Genomic DNA, 17,571 nt, shown 5'->3' on the forward strand with positions numbered 1-17,571 from the left:
ACTCGCGCAATGAAAAAAGCCCCTTGAGAAATCAAGGGGCTTTTGCTTTGCGGGAAAGATCTACTTCGCCGCTTCTTCCGCGTGGTAACGGCCCACGCGGTCGACTTCGTTCTTCGATCCCAGGATCACGCTGACGCGCTGGTGCAGCGTGTCGGGCTGGATTTCCATGATGCGCTGGGCGCCGTTGATCGACGCGCCGCCGGCCTGTTCGATCAGGAAGCTCATGGGGTTGGCTTCATACATCAGGCGCAGCTTGCCGGCCTTGCCCGGTTCGCGGGCATCCCAGGGATACATGAAGATGCCGCCGCGGGTCAGGATGCGATGCACGTCCGCCACCATCGAGGCGATCCAGCGCATGTTGTAGTCCTTGCCCAGCGGGCCGGTGGAACCGGCCAGGCAGTCGTCGACGTAGCGCTTGACCGGGGGAGCCCAGTGCCGCATGTTCGACATGTTGATCGCGAATTCCTTGGTGTCTTCAGGCACCTGGATATTGTCGTGCGTCAGCACCCACGAACCCATTTCACGGTCAAGCGTGAAGCCCACCACGCCCTTGCCGATGGTCAGCACCAGCATGGTCTGCGGACCGTAGACGGCGTAGCCGGCCACGACCTGCTTGTCGCCCGGCTGCAGGAAGTCCTGCTCGCAGACGGGGGCGCCCGACACGTTGTGGGGGGCGTGCAGCACCGAGAAGATCGTGCCGATGGAGACGTTCACGTCGATGTTCGACGAGCCGTCCAGGGGATCGAACAGCAGCAGGTATTCGCCCTTCGGGTAGCGGTTCGGAATCAGGTGGATGGTTTCCATCTCTTCCGAGGCCATGGCTGCCAGGTGGCCGCCCCATTCGTTGGCTTCCAGCAGGATCTCGTTGGACAGCACGTCCAGCTTCTTCTGCACTTCGCCCTGGACGTTCTCGCTTTCCAGGCTGCCCAGGACGCCGCCCAAGGCGCCCTTGCTGACGGCATGGCTGATGGCCTTGCAGGCGCGCGCGACCACTTCGATGAGCAGTCGCACTTCCGGCGCAAGGGCTTGGGCGGAGCGTTGTTGCTCCACCAGGTACTGAGTCAGAGTTTTACGTTTCAAAAAGGTCTCCCTATGCTGCGAATTCTAAAGCCTTGGATACGATTTCCTGCACGTTGCGCGACAGGCCCTCATGCGAACGCACGCGTTGCAGGGCGGCCTGCATGGGCGTGCGCAGGGCCGGCACGAAGCGCGACCAGTTGTCCAGCGCGCGAGCCAGGCGTGCCGCGATTTCCGGATTCAGCGCGTCAAGCGCCAGCACCTGCTCGGCCCAGAAGGCGTAACCCGTGCCGTCCGGATGGTGCATGCCGCGCGCGTTGTTCAGGCAGAACTGGAAAATCAGCGCGCGTGCCCGGTTCGGGGTGCGTAAGGTGAACGCCGGATGCGTCATCAGCTCGCGCGCGGTCTGCACCGTCGTGGAGCGGGCGGCGGCCTGCAACGCGAACCACTTGTCCACCACCAGCGGGTTGTCGCGCCACTTGTCGTAGAACGCGGCCAGCGCTTCCTGCGGGAAATCGCCCTGGCCGTAATTGATCAGGGCGGACAGCGCGGCCATGCTGTCGGTCATGTTGCCTGCGCGGTCGTACTGCTGTTCCGCCAGGCGCTGGGCGTCATGCTCGCCCGCGGCCAGCAGATGGCTCAGGGCCAGGTTCTTCAGCGCGCGCATGCCGGCAGGAACCGGGGCCGGGCTGTACTCGCCTGGCGTCTGGTTCTGCTCGAAGGCCTGACGGAATTCGGCGGCAAGCTGGCGGCCGAGTTCGGCGCGCAGGAAGTCGCGCGCCACGGCCAGCGCGGGCGGATCCACGGCCTGCATGCGCTCGGCCAAGGTCTTTTCCGAGGGCAGCGCCAGCGCCCGAGCGCGGTAGGCGGCGTCAATCGCCGGGTCCGTCAGCTGGGCGCGCCATGCCTCGATGAAGGCGGCGTCGGCGTGCAGCGTGCGGCCCGCCTGGCGGGCTTCGGCCAACGCCAGGATCTGGCGCGTGGCCAGTTCCTGGCCGGCTTCCCAGCGGGCGAACGGGTTGCTGTCGTGCGCGGACAGCAGGGCCAGCTCTTCGTCGGTCCAGTCGTAGTCCACGATGACAGGGGCCGAGAAATCGCGCAGCAGCGAAGGCACGGGCCGTTCGGCGATGTCGTCAAACACCCATTGCTGGGTTTGCGTGGTCAGTTCCAGCAAGGCCGTGTCACGGGTAGCGCCGTCGTGGCGCAAGGGCAGGGGGCTGCCGTCGCGGCTCAGCAGGCCAATCGCGAACGGAATATGGTAGGGCGCCTTGACGTAGTCGGCGCCGGCCTTCTTTTCGACGCCCACCGGCTGGCAGTCCTGGGTCAGCGTGACCGTGCAGCGGCGCGTGACGGCGTCGTGCTCCAGCTTGACGGCAACGCGCGGCGTACCCGCCTGGCGATACCAGCGGCGGAACACCGACAGGTCGCGGCCCGGGTGCTGGCGCACGTAGACCGATTCCATGGCGGCGACGAAGTCATCGCAGGTCACGGCCTGGCCGTCGTGACGGCGGAAGTATTCGTCCATGCCGGCGCGGAAACCTTCTTCGCCCAGCAAGGTGTGCTGCATGCGGATGACTTCGGCGCCTTTCTCGTACACGGTGGCCGTGTAGAAGTTGCCGATTTCCTGGTAGCTCTCGGGGCGGATGGGGTGGGCCATCGGGCCGGCGTCTTCCGGGAACTGGGCGGCGCGCAGCGCCACCACGTCGTCGATGCGCTTGACCGCGCGCGCGCTGGCGGCCGCCGTCGCGTCCATGCCGTGCGCCATCATGTCGGCGCTGAATTCCTGGTCGCGGAAGACCGTCAGGCCTTCCTTCAGGCTCAGCTGGAACCAGTCGCGGCACGTCACGCGGTTGCCGGTCCAGTTGTGGAAGTACTCGTGCCCGATGACGGACTCGATGCCTTCATAGTTGGCGTCCGTAGCGGTGTCGGCGTCGGCCAGCACGTAGGCGGCGTTGAAGATGTTCAGGCCCTTGTTCTCCATCGCGCCCATATTGAAGTCATGGACGGCGACGATCATGAAGCGGTCCAGATCCAATTCCAGGCCGAAGCGGGTTTCGTCCCAGCGCAGCGCGCGCACCAGCGAATCCAGCGCCCATTCCGTCTTGGTTTCCGACCCCGGATCGCTGTAGACCTGCAGCAGCACGTCGCGGCCGCTGGCTGTCTTGATCGTGGTCTCGCGGTGCGTCAGGTTGCCGGCCACCAGCGCGAACAGGTAGCAGGGCTTGGGGAACGGGTCTTCCCATTCGACCTCGTTGCGGCCGTCCGGCAGCTGGCGCGACGCCATCAGGTTGCCGTTGGACAGCAGCACCGGGTACTGCGGCGCCGCGCGCAGCGTCACGCGATAGCGGGACATGACGTCGGGGCGGTCGGCGAACCACGTGATGCGGCGAAAGCCCTCGGCTTCGCACTGCGTGAAGAAATTCCCGCCCGATACATACAGGCCCATCAGCGTGGAGTTGGCAGACGGCTTGCAGCGGCTGACGATCTCGACCGTGGCGTCGGCCGGCAGGCCGTAGATCGCCAGGCTGTGTTCCGACAGGTGATACCCGTCGGCGGCCAGCGGCGCTCCGTTGACGCCTACCGATACGAGTTCCAGGTCCTCTCCATCCAGGATCAAGGCCGCGTCGGCGCTGGCGCCGGGCTTGCGCTGCACCTGCATGGTGCAACGCACTTCGGTGGCGTCGGGCGCCAGATCGAAGGCCAGGGCGACTTCAGGAATGTCGTAGGGGTAGGGCTGGTAGTCCTTGCGATAAACGGTAATGGGCGTGTCGGTGCGCATGGAGTTGCAGTCCTGGTTGAACGAGGGTTCTATTGTAGTAGCTGGCGGCGAAGGCAGTCTGGCGCTTGCGGGCTAGGGCAAACTTTTTGCCGTAGGCCCTGTCAAAGCTCAGTATGATGGCGCCGTCGCGCGCTAGAGGAGTCGCAAAATGTCCAGATTGTCCATGTTCAGTGTAGGCCGTTGGGCCGGGTTATTGGCCGTTGCGGGGGTGCTGGCATTGACGGGATGTGCGGCGCCTTCCGTGTCGGCCCGGGTGACATCATTCCAGCAGTGGCCGACCGGCGTTGAAGGGCAAAGTTATCAGTTTGTCGTGGCGGATCCCAACCAGGCTAATAATCTGGAATACCAGTCCTATCAGGACATGGTGCGCGCAGGGATCGGTGCGACCGGGCTGGTCGAGGCCCAACCGGGAACCAAGGCCCGATTCGATATTTCGTTCACCTATGGCACGAGCCAGACGCAGATCATGGTGCGGCGCCCGTACGACCCGTACTTCTATGGCGGCTATGGCTACGGGGGCTACTACGGCCCGCGCCCGTGGGGGCCTGGCTACGGTTACTGGGGCCCCGACTGGGTCGATGTGCCCATGGCCGTTCAGCGCAATACGCTCAGCTTGAAGATCCGCGATACGCAGCGCAATGGCGCCGAGGTATATCGGTCCACCGCCTTCATACTGAGCCAGGGCGATGATTTCGTGCGCACCATGCCGTATCTGGTCCGTGCAATATTTGACAATTTTCCCGGAAATAATGGGGCGGAACGCGAAATCGAATTCCCGCTACGCTGAGTCCGGACCGCCTTTCTGGCAGGTCGCTTAAATAAAATCGGCGCACCATATTGGTGCGCCGATTTATTTCTTACTGCCGAATAGGTTTTATTCTTTGATAAGAAAACTGTCGCGTGTAGCGCCAGTGGCTTCTTCTGCGGCGAGCCAACGCGGGGCTTTGCCGCGGCCGCTCCAGGTTTCACCGGTTTGGGGGTGACGATACTTCGGCGCAACGGCGCGCTTGGCGGCGGTGGCGGGGCGTCCAGCCGCGCCAGCCTTGCGTCGGCCGCCTGCGGCTGCACGCACGGGCTTGCCGGCGCCATAGGCGGCGACGATCTCTTCCGGCGTGATGTCGTATTCGCGCATGGACGTGATGATGGACGTGATCACGGGCTTGCGGCGCTTCGTTTGTAGGACTTCCGCCTTCTTTTGAAGCTTGTTGATTTCCTTTTCGATCTTTGCTTGCAGTGCTGCGTATGTTTCTCGGGCCATGGTTTATTCCTGATTATGGAACTGCTTTAATCGCCGGCGAAGTTATGTTTATTTGTTGTGCTTCGCATAATACAGAAGTTGCGGCTTGACTTCTCTATTTTCGGACTAATTACTTTGTATCAAAAGGGCCGGAGAGCCTTTAGGCTTGCGGTTGTCCGCAGGAGACAAGTATTGGGAAGGATATTCTCAAATTTGGGACAACTTGAAACAAATGCCGCTTTGGTACGCTAGGCGGACGAATGCGAGGTTTTAGTGCCATCTTGGAGGTACTTTGTTTCATGTGGCGGGCAGATCGGGGCGAATTCCGGGCGCCGCGGGAACGGATCCAAGGCGATGCCGCTGATTTAAAGTCTGAGTTTGCCGTCGGCTTTCAAAGCCTTGAACTGATGCCAAATTCATCCCTTGGCAGCGGTTTTGACGCGCTGCCATGCATTTTGGCATTCCTGCTTAGTGAGAATGATATGGGTCTTAAACGAACCGAGCGCGTGCTCGGGTGACATTTTGTTCGTGCTTGTATGACGAGTTCCACACAATTGCCATCCTTGTACGCCAAGGCGCCGTGGGCGCGCCGCTGGCGCACGGGAAGCTGACAAAACTGTTATGTGACGGAACAATGCCCGATCGAAATTGCTTAACTTGATACTCAATATTGCGTCCCCATCTGATTCAGATGCGGATAATGTTTGGCCATTTTCCGCCCGCTGCCGGACCGCCCCCCGCAGGCTCTTTTGGCGTGGGGCGGGACGCCGGCCCCTGGTCGGCGTTACGATACGGTCTTGAGCGTCAACGCAAGCGCGCGCGACCGTGCCGCGCCGGCGCCCCCTGAATAGAGCCTATGAAAATCATTGATCCCGCTATTGCATCCCTTGCCACCGCCAAATCGCTGCTGCTGGACCCCTGGGGCCTGACTGAAGCGGACATGGCGCGCGCGCTGGGTGAAATCTTCACCCACAAGGTCGATTACGCCGACCTGTACTTCCAGTACACGCGCAGCGAGGGGTGGAGCCTGGAAGAGGGCATCGTCAAGACCGGCAGCTTCTCGATCAGCCAGGGCGTGGGCGTGCGCGCCGTCAGCGGCGAGAAGACCGCTTTCGCCTATTCCGATTCGCTGTCGGCGGACGCCTTGCTGTCGTCGGCGCATGCCGTGCGCGGCATTGCGCGCCGCGGTGCCGGCAAGGTCAAGGTGGCCGCGCAGGTCGAGGCCGAGATGGGCCGCAGCCTGTACGCGGACATCGACCCCGTCGCAACGTTGAGCGCTCCTGAAAAGGTCGCGTTGCTCGAACGCATCGAACGCATGGCGCGTGCACGCGATCCCCACGTCATCCAGGTGATGGCAGGGCTGGGCGCCGAATACGACGTGGTGCTGGTCGCGGGCAGCGATGGCCGCCTGGCCGCCGACGTGCGTCCGCTGGTGCGCCTGTCGCTCAGCGTGATCGCCGAACGCAACGGCCGCCGCGAAATGGGCCATGCGGGTGGCGGCGGACGCCTGGGCCTGGCGTATTTCACCGACGAAATGCTGCAAAGCTACGTCGAGCGCGCCGTGCACGAAGCCATGGTGAACCTGGAAGCGCGTCCTGCGCCGGCGGGCGAGATGACGGTGGTGCTGGGTTCCGGCTGGCCGGGCATCCTGCTGCACGAAGCCGTGGGCCACGGTCTGGAAGGCGACTTCAACCGCAAGGGTTCCAGCGTGTTCTCGGGCCGCATCGGCGAACGCGTCGCCTCCAAGGGCGTGACTGTGGTGGACGACGGCACGCTGCCGGACCGCCGCGGCTCGCTGAACATCGACGATGAAGGCAACGCCACCCAGCGCAACGTGCTGATCGAAGACGGCATCCTGCGCGGCTACATGCAAGACACGCTGAACGCCCGCCTGATGAAGACGGCTGCGACCGGCAACGGCCGCCGCGAGTCCTTCGCGCATCTGCCCATGCCGCGCATGACCAATACCTACATGCTGGCCGGCGACAAGCCCGCCGAGGAAATCGTGTCGTCCGTCAAGCGCGGGCTGTACGCGGTGAACTTCGGCGGCGGCCAGGTCGACATCACCAGCGGCAAGTTCGTGTTCTCGGCCTCCGAGGCCTACATGATCGAAGACGGCAAGGTGACCTACCCGGTCAAGGGTGCCACCCTGATCGGCAATGGCCCCGACGCCATGACCCGCGTCACGATGATCGGCAACGACCTGCAGCTGGATTCGGGCGTGGGCACTTGCGGCAAGGACGGCCAGAGCGTGCCGGTGGGCGTGGGCATGCCGACCGTGCGCATGGAAGGCCTGACGGTCGGTGGCACGGCGTAAGCGTCATGCCGGGCCGTCGCGTCCCCTAAAAACGATGTGACGGCCCGAAAAAACTGTGCTAGAGTCAATCCCCATGAAATTCGCGTCCCCCGCCTTTTACTTTTATTTTTATGGTTTTCTGAAGCCGCTGGCGGAGGAAGGGACGCGCTCAATCTGAAGTTTGGAAAGAATCCCCCCAAAAAAGCCGCCAGCGAACTGGCGGCTTTTTTTGTGCCGCCGGAATCGGAAAGACCGATCGGAATGGATCCCGTTGGCGGGCAACCCAGGAGCAGTACCGTGTCACACAATACCGACGACCTTCGTATTCGAGAAATCAAGGAACTGAATCCGCCCGCGCATGTGATGCGCGAGTTCGCGTGCACGAAGGAGGCGTCCGATACCGTATTCGCCGCCCGCCAGGGCATGCACCGCATCCTGCACGGCATGGACGACCGCATGATCGTCGTGATCGGGCCGTGTTCGATCCATGACACGCGTGCCGCCATCGAATATGCGAAGCGCTTGAAGCCGGTGCGCGACCGCCTGAGCGCCGATCTGGAAATCGTGATGCGCGTGTACTTCGAAAAGCCGCGCACCACGGTGGGCTGGAAGGGCTTGATCAACGATCCGGACCTGGACGGCAGCTTCGACATCAACAAGGGCGTGCGCGTTGCCCGCGAACTGCTGCTGGACATCAACAGCCTGGGGCTGCCGGCGGGTTGCGAGTTCTTGGACATGATTACGCCGCAATACATCGCGGATCTGGTCTCCTGGGGGGCGATCGGGGCACGGACGACGGAAAGCCAGGTGCATCGCGAACTGGCCTCGGGCCTGTCGTGTCCGGTGGGGTTCAAGAACGGCACGGACGGCAATGTGAAGATCGCGGTGGACGCCATCAAGGCCGCATCGCAGCCGCACCATTTCCTGTCGGTGACCAAGGGCGGGCATTCGGCGATCGTGTCGACGGCCGGCAATGAGGACTGCCACGTCATCCTGCGCGGCGGCAAGACGCCGAACTACGATGCCGCCAGCGTGGACGCGGCCTGCCAGGACGTGTCCAAGGCCGGCCTGGCGCAACGCATCATGGTGGACGCCAGCCATGCCAACAGCAGCAAAGACCCCGAGAATCAGCCGCGGGTGATCGATGACGTGGCGCGTCAGATGGAAGCGGGCGACGCGCGCCTGGTCGGCGTGATGGTGGAAAGCCACCTGCTGGGCGGACGCCAGGACATGGTGCCGGGCAAGCCGCTGGTCTATGGCCAAAGCATCACCGACGGCTGCATCGATTGGGACGCGTCGGTGGCCGTGCTGGAACGCCTGGCGCACGCGGTGCGCGAGCGCCGCCGGGTCGCGCTGACCTCCGGCAAGTAATGCCGTGCGAGCGCCGTGTGCCGCCTGCCTGGGGCGGTGTGCGGCGCAGCATGCGCAGCGGCGTAGAATATTCTGATTACCGAACCCGAGAACACGCTGATCATGAACGCTCCCTTGCACGCTGAAACGTTGCGCCGCCCGGTGCCGGCCGCCTGTCTGGATGCCTTGCGCGCGCGCTTTGGCGACCGCCTGTCCGAGTCCTCCGCCGTGCGTGAACACCACGGCCGCGACGAGTCGCCGTATCCGCCGATGCTGCCGGACGCCGTCGTCTTCGCGCACACCACCGAGGAAGTGGCCGAGGTCGCCAAGCTGTGCAACGAGCATCGTGTTCCGCTGATTCCCTATGGCGCAGGTTCTTCGCTGGAAGGCCATGTGCTGGCGATCCAGGGCGGCATCAGCCTGGACCTGTCGCAGATGAACAAGGTGTTGGCGATCAACGCCGAAGACCTGACCGCTACCGTGCAGGCGGGTGTGCTGCGCAAGCAGTTGAACGAAGAGATCCGCAACACCGGCCTGTTCTTCCCGATCGACCCGGGCGCCGACGCCAGCCTGGGCGGCATGGCCGCCACGCGTGCCTCGGGCACCAATGCCGTGCGCTATGGCACGATGCGCGAAAACGTCATGTCGTTGACGGTGGTGACCGCCGACGGCCGCATCGTCCGCACGGCGGGGCGTGCGCGCAAATCATCAGCCGGCTATGACCTCACGCGCATTTTCATCGGCAGCGAAGGCACGCTGGGCATCATTACCGAAGTGACGGTGCGCCTGTATCCGCAACCCGAAGCCGTATCGGCCGCGGTCTGCAATTTCCCCACGCTGGACGATGCCGTCCAGAGCGTGATCGAGATCATCCAGATGGGCGTGCCGGTCGCGCGCGTCGAATTCATGGACGCGGCCAGCGTGCGCTCGGTCAACCAGTACAGCAAGCTCACCTTGCGTGAAACGCCGCTGCTGGTGTTCGAGTTCCATGGCAGCCCGGCAGGCGTGCAGGAGCAGGCCGAAACGGTGCAGGCGATCACCGCCGAACACGGCGGCATGGACTTCGAATGGGCCGAACGCCCTGAAGACCGCAGCCGCCTCTGGACCGCCCGCCACAATGCCTACTTCGCCGGCCTGCAATTGCGGCCCGGCTGCCGCGCCAGCACCACGGACGTTTGCGTGCCGATCTCGCGGCTGGCCGACTGCGTGCGCGACACTGTCGAGGAACTGGACCGCGCAAGCTTCCCGTACACCATCGTCGGCCACGTCGGCGACGGCAACTTCCACGTGCTGATGCTGCTGGATGCCGAGAATCCGAAGGAATGGGAAGAGTCCGAAACGATCAACCACAACCTGGTGCGCCGCGCGATCGCCGCGGACGGCACCTGCACCGGCGAACATGGCGTGGGCCTGCACAAGATGCAGTTCATGGCGGAAGAGCACGGCGAAGACGCGCTGGACCTGATGCGCAGCCTGAAGCATGCGTTTGATCCGCACAACATCCTGAACCCGGGCAAGATCGTGTCCTGGTAAACGCCGCGCGTCGACCGCGCAGCCCGCAAGACCCGAAGCCGACGGCACCGCCCGTCGGCTTTTTTTGTTTGGGCCCGGGGGGAGGGGGCGGTGAATTTCCAGTGACACCTTTCATCAAATCCTTTACTCTATTTTTTCGTAGACAAATGTCCACATTGTGGATATTCCAATAAAGGTCTGCGGAAAAATCAAAGCGGGCGACGCCTCGACAGAAGGCGCGCCCCGAAACCAAGGAGACAAGGATGTTGATGAGACAAGGCTTGATGGCGGCCGCCCTGAGCGTGGCTGGCCTGGCGGCGGCGCTGCCGGCGCATGCGCAGGCGGACGCGTATCCGAACCAACCGGTCACGCTGGTGGTGCCGTTCCAGCCGGGCGGCGGCACGGATGCCGTGGCCCGCACCTTTGCCAAGGTGTCGGCGCAGTATTTCCCCAAGGGCATGGTGGTGCTGAACAAGTCCGGCGCGGGCGGCGCGGTGGGCTGGAAGTACGTGCTGAACAGCAAGAACGACGGCCACACGCTGACCGTCGTGACGGCGGAGTTCGTGATCCTGCCGCTGCTGGGCCTGTTTGACCACACCTACAAGGACTACACGCCGCTGGTGCAACTGAACGCCGACCCTGCCGCGATCGTGGTGCCGGTCAATTCGCCCTACAAGACGCTTGAGGAATTCATGGATGCAGCCAAGAAGGCGCCGGCCACGATGAACGTCGGCACCTCGGGCACCGGGTCCATCTATGACGTGGCGCTGAGCGCCTTCGAGGTCAAGTCCGACACCCGCTTCACGCACATTCCGTTTCCGGGTTCCGGCCCGGCCTTGCTGAACCTGCTGGGGGGTCAGCTGGACGCGGTGGCGACGAGCCCTGCCGAGGCGTCCGAATACGTGCGCGCCGGCAAGCTGCGCCTGCTGGTGCTGATGAGTGACAAGCGCGTGCCGGAATTCCCCGACGTGCCGACGGCCAAGGAGAAGGGCCTGGACGTGGCGTACGGCACCTGGCGCGGCATCGCCGGGCCGAAAGGCATGCCGCCCGCCACCGTGGCCAAGCTGAAGGAAGTCTTCGAAAAAGTCGCGCAGGACCCACAGCTGATCGCGGCGATCAAGGCCCAGAACCTGGGTTACGTCTATGCCGACGGCGAGGCTTTCGAAAAGAAGATGGCGGCCGAGACCGCCGATTACGCGCAAGTCCTGAAGACCCTGAGCATCAAATAAGCCATGAGCCAAACGACTGCTGTGCCCACTCCCTACCGTTATCCCAATCCCAAGGAAGCGCTGCCCGACATCGTGGTGCCGCAGGTGATTCCCGACGACGAGCGCGTCTGGGTGCCCCAGGCCGAAAACGTCTGGTTCCGGCCGCTCTGTCTGAACGTGTCGCAGGGCTACTGGATGAACCTGCTGCGCGTGCGCAAGTCGGGCGTGCTGAGCTGCCACCGCCATCCGCAGGCGGTGCATGGCTATGTCATCAAGGGGTCGTGGCGTTATCTGGAGCACGACTGGATCGCCCGCGAAGGCAGCTACGTTTTCGAGCCCCCGGGCGAAACGCACACCTTGTACGTCCCGGAAGACGTGGAGGAAATGATCACGATGTTCCAGGTCAACGGCGTCATGTACTACTGCGACAGCGAGGGCCGGCACACGGGCTACGAAGACGTGTTCACCAAGCTGGACATGTGTCGCAAGCACTACGAAAGCGTGGGGCTGGGGGCGGACTATGTCGATCAGTTCGTCCGCTGAGGAACACGCCATGAGCTTTCAGGCAGGGCTGTTCAAGGAAAAGACCGCGGTGGTCACGGGCGGTACTCAAGGGCTGGGCCGGGGCGTAGCCGAAGCGCTGGCGCGGCTGGGCGCGCGCGTGATCGCGGTGGGGCTGCCATCGGCCGAAGCGCCGCCGGCCGGCGTGGAGGTGGCGACGCTGGACGTCACGCAAGCGGAAGACGTTGCGGCGTTTGCCGCCACGCTGGAACGCGTGGACATCCTCATCAACTGCGCCGGCGTGATCTTCCGGCACGAGGAGTTCAAGCTGCCCGTGTTCGAGCGCGTGCTGGACATCAACCTTACTGGCACCATGCGCGTGTGCGAAGCGTTGCGGCCGCAGCTGGCGCGCGCCAAGGGATGCATCGTCAACACGGCGTCGATGCTGAGTTTCTTTGGCGGCGGCCTGGTGCCGGCTTATAGCGCGAGCAAGGGCGGAGTGGCGCAACTGACGAAGTCGCTTGCCATCGCTTATGCCGAGGCGGACATCCGGGTCAATGCGGTGGCGCCGGGGTGGATCGCCACGCCGCTGACGGAGGCCTTGCAGAAGGATCCCGCGCGCGCCTCGCGCATCCTGGAACGCACGCCGCTCAAGCGCTGGGGCACGCCGGACGATGTGGCGCAGGCGGTCATGTTCCTGTGTTCGCCGGCGTCGGCGTTCATGACGGGCGTGGTGATGCCGGTGGATGGCGGCTACATGGTAACCTGACCCGCGCTCCGGCCCGCCGGCGCGCTTTGTCACGGAAACCGTCAATGAGAGTCCCCCGCGTGAAGCCTCCCCGCGCCGCCACCACAGAGGCCGCGTCGACTGCATCGGTTGCGGCGCCGGCCGTCGCCGGCACCGCCTCTTTCTCCAAGTTCATGCGCGTGCTCGACGCCATCGCGTTGGGGGGTGATACGGCGTGGACGGTCAACGAGCTAAGTGCCCGGCTGGGCTATCCGCGCCCGACGATCTACCGCATCGTCGAGGCGCTGATCGCCGAACAATTGATCGTGCCCAAACGCAATGGCCAGTCCTTCGGCCTGGGCCCTCGGCTTGTCAGCCTGGCCAGCCGCGCGCTGGAAAGCTCCGACATCCGGCAGTTGTGCAAGGACCACCTGTTCGACCTAAAAGAGGTCACGCAGGAAACTGTGCATCTTGCGGTGCCGGACCGGTCCGAAATGACCTACATCGACAAGCTGGAAAGCCCGAAGGCGGTGCGCATGAACTCGCGCCTGGGCAGCCGCGTCACGATGTACTCCAGTTCGGTGGGCAAGGCCTATCTGGCGCAGTTGCTTCCGGCGGCGCGCGACGCCCTCATCCAGACACTGGATTTCAAAGCGTTCACCGAGGCCACGCTGCGCACGCCGCAGGCGTTGCGCAAAGAACTGGAGCAGATCCGCCGGCAGGGCTACGCGGAAGACCGTGAAGAGAACGAGAAGGACATCTTCTGCTTCGGTTGCGCGATCACCGACAAGCAGGGCATGCCGGTCGCGTGCGTGAGTTTGAGCATTCCCGCGTTCCGTATGAGCGCCAATCGCGAGGTCAGCTATATCAAGCCGCTGGTCGACACGTGCGCGGCAATTTCCAGAAAGCTGGCGATGGTGGATTTTTCAGGCTGATCGGCTGCGGCTTTTCCACGACAAACACCGTCTGGAATTACCGCTGGTTACGTGTGCGCCGCAGGGTAGACGACTGGATGCGGGTAAATCCCGGCCTGTTTTAAGGGACTGGTCGCGCTATTGTTGCGCTCATGAATTCACTGGTCGAAACCGGCCTGGCACAAGTGCAGGCGCCTTATTCGTTGCAGCAGCTGATCGAGGCGTTGTCGGCCGCGTTGCCCGCGCACTGCGTATTGTTCCGCGAAGAGGACACGCGCCCCTACGAGTGCGACGGCCTGTCGCTGTATCGCGCGCTGCCTGCCGTCGTGGCGTTGCCGGAAACCGAAGAACAAGTCCAAGCCGTCATGCGCATCTGCAAGCGGCTGAACGCGCCGATCGTCGCGCGCGGCGCGGGCACCGGCCTGTCCGGCGGCGCCATGCCGCACAGCCAGGGCGTGCTGCTGGGCCTGTCGAAGTTCAACCGCATCAAGCATATCGATCTGGCCAGCGCCACGGCGATCGTGCAGCCTGGCGTGCGCAATCTGGCGATTTCGGAAGCGGCCTCGCCTTACGGGCTGTACTACGCGCCCGATCCCTCCAGCCAGATTGCCTGTTCCATCGGCGGCAATGTGGCCGAGAATTCCGGCGGCGTGCATTGCCTGAAATACGGTTTGACCGTGCACAACGTGCTGCGCGTGCGTGTGGTCACGATCGACGGCGACGTGGTCGAGCTGGGTTCCGAAGCGCCGGACGCGCCGGGCCTGGACCTGCTGTCCGTCTTCATAGGATCTGAAGGCATGTTGGGCGTGGTGACCGAGGTCACGGTCAAGCTGATTCCCAAACCGGCTTGCGCGCAGGTCGTGATGGCCAGTTTTTCCAGCGTCGAGGCAGCCGGCAACGCGGTCACGCAGGTGATCGCGGCGGGCATGATTCCCGCAGGGCTTGAAATGATGGACCGACGCGCCACGCATATGGTCGAACCGTTCGTGCGCGCCGGCTACGACATGGACGCACAGGCGATCCTGCTGTGCGAGTCCGATGGCACGCCCGAAGAGGTGGCGCACGAGATCGACCGGATGGAAGCGGTGTTCCGCGCCGCCGGCGCCACGCGCTGCCAGGTATCGACCTCTGAGGCCGAACGGCTGAAATTCTGGGCTGGCCGCAAGAACGCATTTCCGGCTGCGGGCCGTGTGTCGCCGGATTACTACTGCATGGACGGCACGATTCCGCGCCGCCATCTGGCGCGCGTGCTGGGCGCCATCGAACAGATGGAAGACGAATTCGGCTTGCGTTGCGCCAACGTGTTCCACGCGGGCGACGGCAATCTGCATCCGCTGATCCTGTTCGATTCGAACAAGCCGGACGAGGTGGAACGGGCCGAGAAATTCGGCGCGGCCATTCTTGAGCTGTGCGTGCAGGTAGGAGGGACCGTGACCGGAGAGCACGGTGTGGGTATGGAGAAAATAAATCAAATGTGCGTGCAATTCTCTCGGGAAGAACTCGACGCGTTCCTGGCGGTCAAGCGGGCATTCGACCCGCCGTGCCTGCTGAATCCTGAAAAGGTCATTCCCACGCTGGCTCGCTGTGCCGAATACGGCAAGATGCATGTCCATGCGGGCGAGCTGCGCTTCCCCGATCTCGCCCGCTTCTAGGACGTATCCCCCATGGATTTTGTCCTGTCGGAATTGTGCGACCAGGTCATGACGGCCCGTGCCGGCCATAAACCGCTGTTTGTGATGGGCGGAGGCAGCAAGGCGTTCTACGGCAATTACCGTCCGGTAAGGCCGCAAGACGGCCACTGCCTGCTGGACATGACGCCGTATCGCGGCATCGTCAGCTACCACCCGTCCGAACTGGTGGTGACGGTGCGCGCGGGTACGCCGCTGGCCGAACTGGAAGCGGCGTTGGCTGAAAACGGCCAGATGCTGGCGTTCGAACCGCCGCATTTCGGGGCTGTCGCCACGGTGGGCGGCTGCGTGGCGGCGGGGCTGTCCGGCCCGCGCCGCATGAGCGCGGGCGCCTTGCGCGACTTCGTGCTGGGGACGCGGCTGCTGGATTCGGAAGGACGCATCCTGTCGTTTGGTGGAGAGGTCATGAAGAACGTGGCGGGGTATGACGTTTCGCGACTGCTGGCCGGTTCGCACGGCATCTTTGGCGCGCTGCTGGACGTCTCGCTCAAGGTCGTGCCGCGCCCGATGGAAGAGGTGACGCTCGTCATGCCCGCCACCCAGGCCCAGGCGCTGGCCAGCTTCGCGCTGTGGCGCGGCAAGCCCTTGCCGATCTCGGCCACCAGTTGGACGGGGGGCGATGAGCATGCCGAGGGGGTGATGCACGTGCGCCTGTCGGGCGCGCCGCCGGCCATCGCCAGCGCGCGCCAGGTCATCGGCGGCGACCCCCTGGATCCCGATGCGGCGCAGGCCTGGTGGCTGGCGCTGCGCGAGCAGACTCACGCCTTCTTCGCGCCGGGTCAGCCCCTGTGGCGCATGGCCTTGCCGCCCACGGCCGCCGCGCTGGCGATGGGCCCGACCCTGATCGAATGGGGCGGCGGGCAGCGCTGGCTATCCGGCCCGCGTGATGCCGCGGAACTGCGCGACACCGCGGCGCGGCTGGGCGGGCACGCCACCCTGTTCCGCGCGGGCCACAGCAAGCCGCCGGCCGACGGTGTGTTCCATCCGCTGGCGCCCGGCATCGCGTCAATCACGCGCCGCCTCAAGCAAGAGCTTGACCCGGCCGGCCTGTTCAACCCCGGCCGCCTGGTCCTGGAGCTATAGCGCATCATGCAAACCAACCTGGCATCCTGGGCACGCGATACCGACCTGGGCAAAGAGGCCGACGCCATCCTGCGGCGTTGCGTGCATTGCGGTTTTTGCACGGCCACCTGTCCGACGTATCAGGTATTGGGCGACGAGCTGGACAGTCCGCGAGGCCGCATCTACCTGATCAAGCAGGTGCTGGAGGGCGCCGAGCCCACGCAGTCCACGCAACAGCACCTGGACCGCTGCCTGACCTGCCGCAATTGCGAAACCACATGTCCGTCCGGCGTTGAATACGGCCATCTGATCGATATCGGGCGCAAGATCGTGGACGAGCGCGTTCCGCGTTCCTGGGCCGAAAAGGCCAAGCGCAATTTCCTGCGTCGCGCCATGCTGTCGCCGATGTTCGCGCCGGCGATGCGGTTGGGGCAGGCCGTGCGCGGCTTCTTGCCTGAAGCGCTCAAGCGCAAGGTGCCGGAACGCCGCGACGCAGGCCCGTTGCCCGCCGTGGCCGGGCATGCGCGGCAAGTGCTGATGCTGGCCGGTTGCGTGCAGCCGGCCATGATGCCCACGATCGACGCGGCCACGATCCGCGTGCTGGATGCTGTGGGCATCGGTGCACGCATCGCGCCGGGCGCCGGGTGCTGCGGCGCAGTCAGCTTCCACCTGGACGCGCAGGACGCGGCGCTGGCGCAGATGCGTGCCAATGTCGACGCCTGGTGGCCGCTGGTTCAGGATGGGGGCGTCGAAGCCATCGTCATGAACGCGTCGGGCTGCGGCGCGATGGTGAAGGAATACGCGCACCACCTCAAACACGATCCCGCGTACGCCCAGAAGGCCGCGGATATCGTCGCGCTGGTGAAGGACGTGGCCGAGATCGTGGCGCCGCATGCCGAGCAGCTGCGCGCACGGTTGCCGGCCGGCACGCGGGCCGCATTCCATCCGCCCTGCACCTTGCAGCACTGGCAGGGGCTGCGGCCGCTGTCGGAGCAACTGCTGACAGACCTGGGGTTTGAACTGCTGCCGTTCGCCGACAAGCACTTGTGTTGCGGTTCGGCGGGGGCCTATTCGGTGCTGAACCCGGAGATCGCGCTGGAACTGCGCGACCGCAAGCTGGGCGCCATCGCGGCAGGCGGGCCGGACGTGATCCTGTCGGCCAACATCGGCTGCATCGGGCATCTGCAAAGCGGCACCGACACGCCCGTGCGGCATTGGGTGGAAGTCGTGGACGAACAGTTGCAGAAGGCGCTTACGGCATAAGGGCAGGAGGCCCCCAC

At 64.4% G+C, this 17,571-nt stretch carries 14 protein-coding genes; 11 read left to right on the forward strand and 3 right to left on the reverse strand.

What is annotated here, in order from left to right; translation table 11 throughout:
- Positions 1 to 60 precede the first annotated feature (60 nt).
- The gene (locus CEY09_RS24435) at positions 61 to 1,080 is read right to left on the reverse strand and encodes a class 1 fructose-bisphosphatase (RefSeq protein ID WP_088590593.1); all 1,020 of its coding nucleotides are present in this window, start codon (positions 1,078 to 1,080) and stop codon (positions 61 to 63) included.
- A gap of 10 nt (positions 1,081 to 1,090) precedes the next feature.
- The gene (gene pepN / locus CEY09_RS24440; RefSeq protein ID WP_088590594.1) at positions 1,091 to 3,796 is read right to left on the reverse strand and encodes an aminopeptidase N; all 2,706 of its coding nucleotides are present in this window, start codon (positions 3,794 to 3,796) and stop codon (positions 1,091 to 1,093) included.
- Positions 3,797 to 3,959: 163 nt separating this feature from the next.
- On the opposite strand from pepN, the gene CEY09_RS24445 reads away from it, so the two are divergent.
- A complete protein-coding gene (locus CEY09_RS24445; protein ID WP_167390158.1) occupies positions 3,960 to 4,583 on the forward strand; it encodes a DUF4136 domain-containing protein in 624 nt (207 codons plus the stop codon).
- Between the two features lie 87 nt (positions 4,584 to 4,670).
- Here the strand turns inward: CEY09_RS24445 and CEY09_RS24450 are convergent, their stop codons facing one another.
- The gene (locus CEY09_RS24450; RefSeq protein ID WP_088590596.1) at positions 4,671 to 5,054 is read right to left on the reverse strand and encodes an H-NS histone family protein; all 384 of its coding nucleotides are present in this window, start codon (positions 5,052 to 5,054) and stop codon (positions 4,671 to 4,673) included.
- 835 nt (positions 5,055 to 5,889) lie between these two features.
- On the opposite strand from CEY09_RS24450, the gene tldD reads away from it, so the two are divergent.
- The 10 genes from tldD to glcF all read left to right on the forward strand — a co-directional run bounded on the left by tldD (position 5,890) and on the right by glcF (position 17,554).
- Positions 5,890 to 7,350, forward strand: coding sequence for a metalloprotease TldD (tldD, locus tag CEY09_RS24460; RefSeq protein ID WP_088590598.1), 1,461 nt, complete (start codon positions 5,890 to 5,892; stop codon positions 7,348 to 7,350).
- 240 nt (positions 7,351 to 7,590) lie between these two features.
- On the forward strand, positions 7,591 to 8,700 hold the full coding sequence (aroG, locus tag CEY09_RS24465; protein WP_081534219.1) for a 3-deoxy-7-phosphoheptulonate synthase AroG: 1,110 nt from the start codon (positions 7,591 to 7,593) through the stop codon (positions 8,698 to 8,700).
- Between the two features lie 102 nt (positions 8,701 to 8,802).
- Positions 8,803 to 10,212 carry an FAD-binding oxidoreductase gene (locus CEY09_RS24470; RefSeq protein WP_088590599.1) on the forward strand — a complete coding sequence of 470 codons (1,410 nt, stop codon included), beginning with the start codon at positions 8,803 to 8,805 and terminating at the stop codon, positions 10,210 to 10,212.
- Positions 10,213 to 10,454: 242 nt separating this feature from the next.
- A complete protein-coding gene (locus tag CEY09_RS24475; RefSeq protein WP_088590600.1) occupies positions 10,455 to 11,420 on the forward strand; it encodes a tripartite tricarboxylate transporter substrate binding protein in 966 nt (321 codons plus the stop codon).
- Between the two features lie 3 nt (positions 11,421 to 11,423).
- Positions 11,424 to 11,942 (forward strand): 2,4'-dihydroxyacetophenone dioxygenase family protein, encoded by a 519-nt coding sequence (locus tag CEY09_RS24480; protein ID WP_006224979.1) that lies wholly within the window; start codon positions 11,424 to 11,426, stop codon positions 11,940 to 11,942.
- A 10-nt stretch (positions 11,943 to 11,952) separates the two neighbouring features.
- A complete protein-coding gene (locus CEY09_RS24485) occupies positions 11,953 to 12,669 on the forward strand; it encodes an SDR family NAD(P)-dependent oxidoreductase (RefSeq protein ID WP_088590601.1) in 717 nt (238 codons plus the stop codon).
- 44 nt (positions 12,670 to 12,713) lie between these two features.
- Entirely contained in the window at positions 12,714 to 13,562 is an 849-nt protein-coding gene (locus tag CEY09_RS24490) for an IclR family transcriptional regulator (RefSeq protein WP_234818390.1), read from the forward strand.
- A 131-nt stretch (positions 13,563 to 13,693) separates the two neighbouring features.
- Entirely contained in the window at positions 13,694 to 15,193 is a 1,500-nt protein-coding gene (locus tag CEY09_RS24495) for an FAD-linked oxidase C-terminal domain-containing protein (RefSeq protein WP_006224976.1), read from the forward strand.
- Between the two features lie 12 nt (positions 15,194 to 15,205).
- Positions 15,206 to 16,312 carry a glycolate oxidase subunit GlcE gene (gene glcE / locus CEY09_RS24500; protein WP_088590603.1) on the forward strand — a complete coding sequence of 369 codons (1,107 nt, stop codon included), beginning with the start codon at positions 15,206 to 15,208 and terminating at the stop codon, positions 16,310 to 16,312.
- Positions 16,313 to 16,318: 6 nt separating this feature from the next.
- Entirely contained in the window at positions 16,319 to 17,554 is a 1,236-nt protein-coding gene (gene glcF / locus CEY09_RS24505; protein ID WP_088590604.1) for a glycolate oxidase subunit GlcF, read from the forward strand.
- Positions 17,555 to 17,571: the final 17 nt, after the last annotated feature.

Origin of the sequence: Achromobacter marplatensis (genome assembly GCF_002209535.1) — a bacterium.
Classification (GTDB): domain Bacteria; phylum Pseudomonadota; class Gammaproteobacteria; order Burkholderiales; family Burkholderiaceae_B; genus Achromobacter; species Achromobacter marplatensis.

Excerpts from the sequence above, each read along its gene's own strand:
- pepN (WP_088590594.1), bottom strand. The coding sequence starts at position 3,796 with ATGCGCACCGACACGCCCATTACCGTTTATCGCAAGGACTACCAGCCC.
- CEY09_RS24445 (WP_167390158.1), top strand. The coding sequence starts at position 3,960 with ATGTTCAGTGTAGGCCGTTGGGCCGGGTTATTGGCCGTTGCGGGGGTG.
- CEY09_RS24450 (WP_088590596.1), bottom strand. The coding sequence starts at position 5,054 with ATGGCCCGAGAAACATACGCAGCACTGCAAGCAAAGATCGAAAAGGAA.
- tldD (WP_088590598.1), top strand. The coding sequence starts at position 5,890 with ATGAAAATCATTGATCCCGCTATTGCATCCCTTGCCACCGCCAAATCG.
- aroG (WP_081534219.1), top strand. The coding sequence starts at position 7,591 with ATGGATCCCGTTGGCGGGCAACCCAGGAGCAGTACCGTGTCACACAAT.
- CEY09_RS24470 (WP_088590599.1), top strand. The coding sequence starts at position 8,803 with ATGAACGCTCCCTTGCACGCTGAAACGTTGCGCCGCCCGGTGCCGGCC.
- CEY09_RS24475 (WP_088590600.1), top strand. The coding sequence starts at position 10,455 with ATGTTGATGAGACAAGGCTTGATGGCGGCCGCCCTGAGCGTGGCTGGC.
- CEY09_RS24480 (WP_006224979.1), top strand. The coding sequence starts at position 11,424 with ATGAGCCAAACGACTGCTGTGCCCACTCCCTACCGTTATCCCAATCCC.
- CEY09_RS24485 (WP_088590601.1), top strand. The coding sequence starts at position 11,953 with ATGAGCTTTCAGGCAGGGCTGTTCAAGGAAAAGACCGCGGTGGTCACG.
- CEY09_RS24490 (WP_234818390.1), top strand. The coding sequence starts at position 12,714 with ATGAGAGTCCCCCGCGTGAAGCCTCCCCGCGCCGCCACCACAGAGGCC.
- CEY09_RS24495 (WP_006224976.1), top strand. The coding sequence starts at position 13,694 with ATGAATTCACTGGTCGAAACCGGCCTGGCACAAGTGCAGGCGCCTTAT.
- glcE (WP_088590603.1), top strand. The coding sequence starts at position 15,206 with ATGGATTTTGTCCTGTCGGAATTGTGCGACCAGGTCATGACGGCCCGT.
- glcF (WP_088590604.1), top strand. The coding sequence starts at position 16,319 with ATGCAAACCAACCTGGCATCCTGGGCACGCGATACCGACCTGGGCAAA.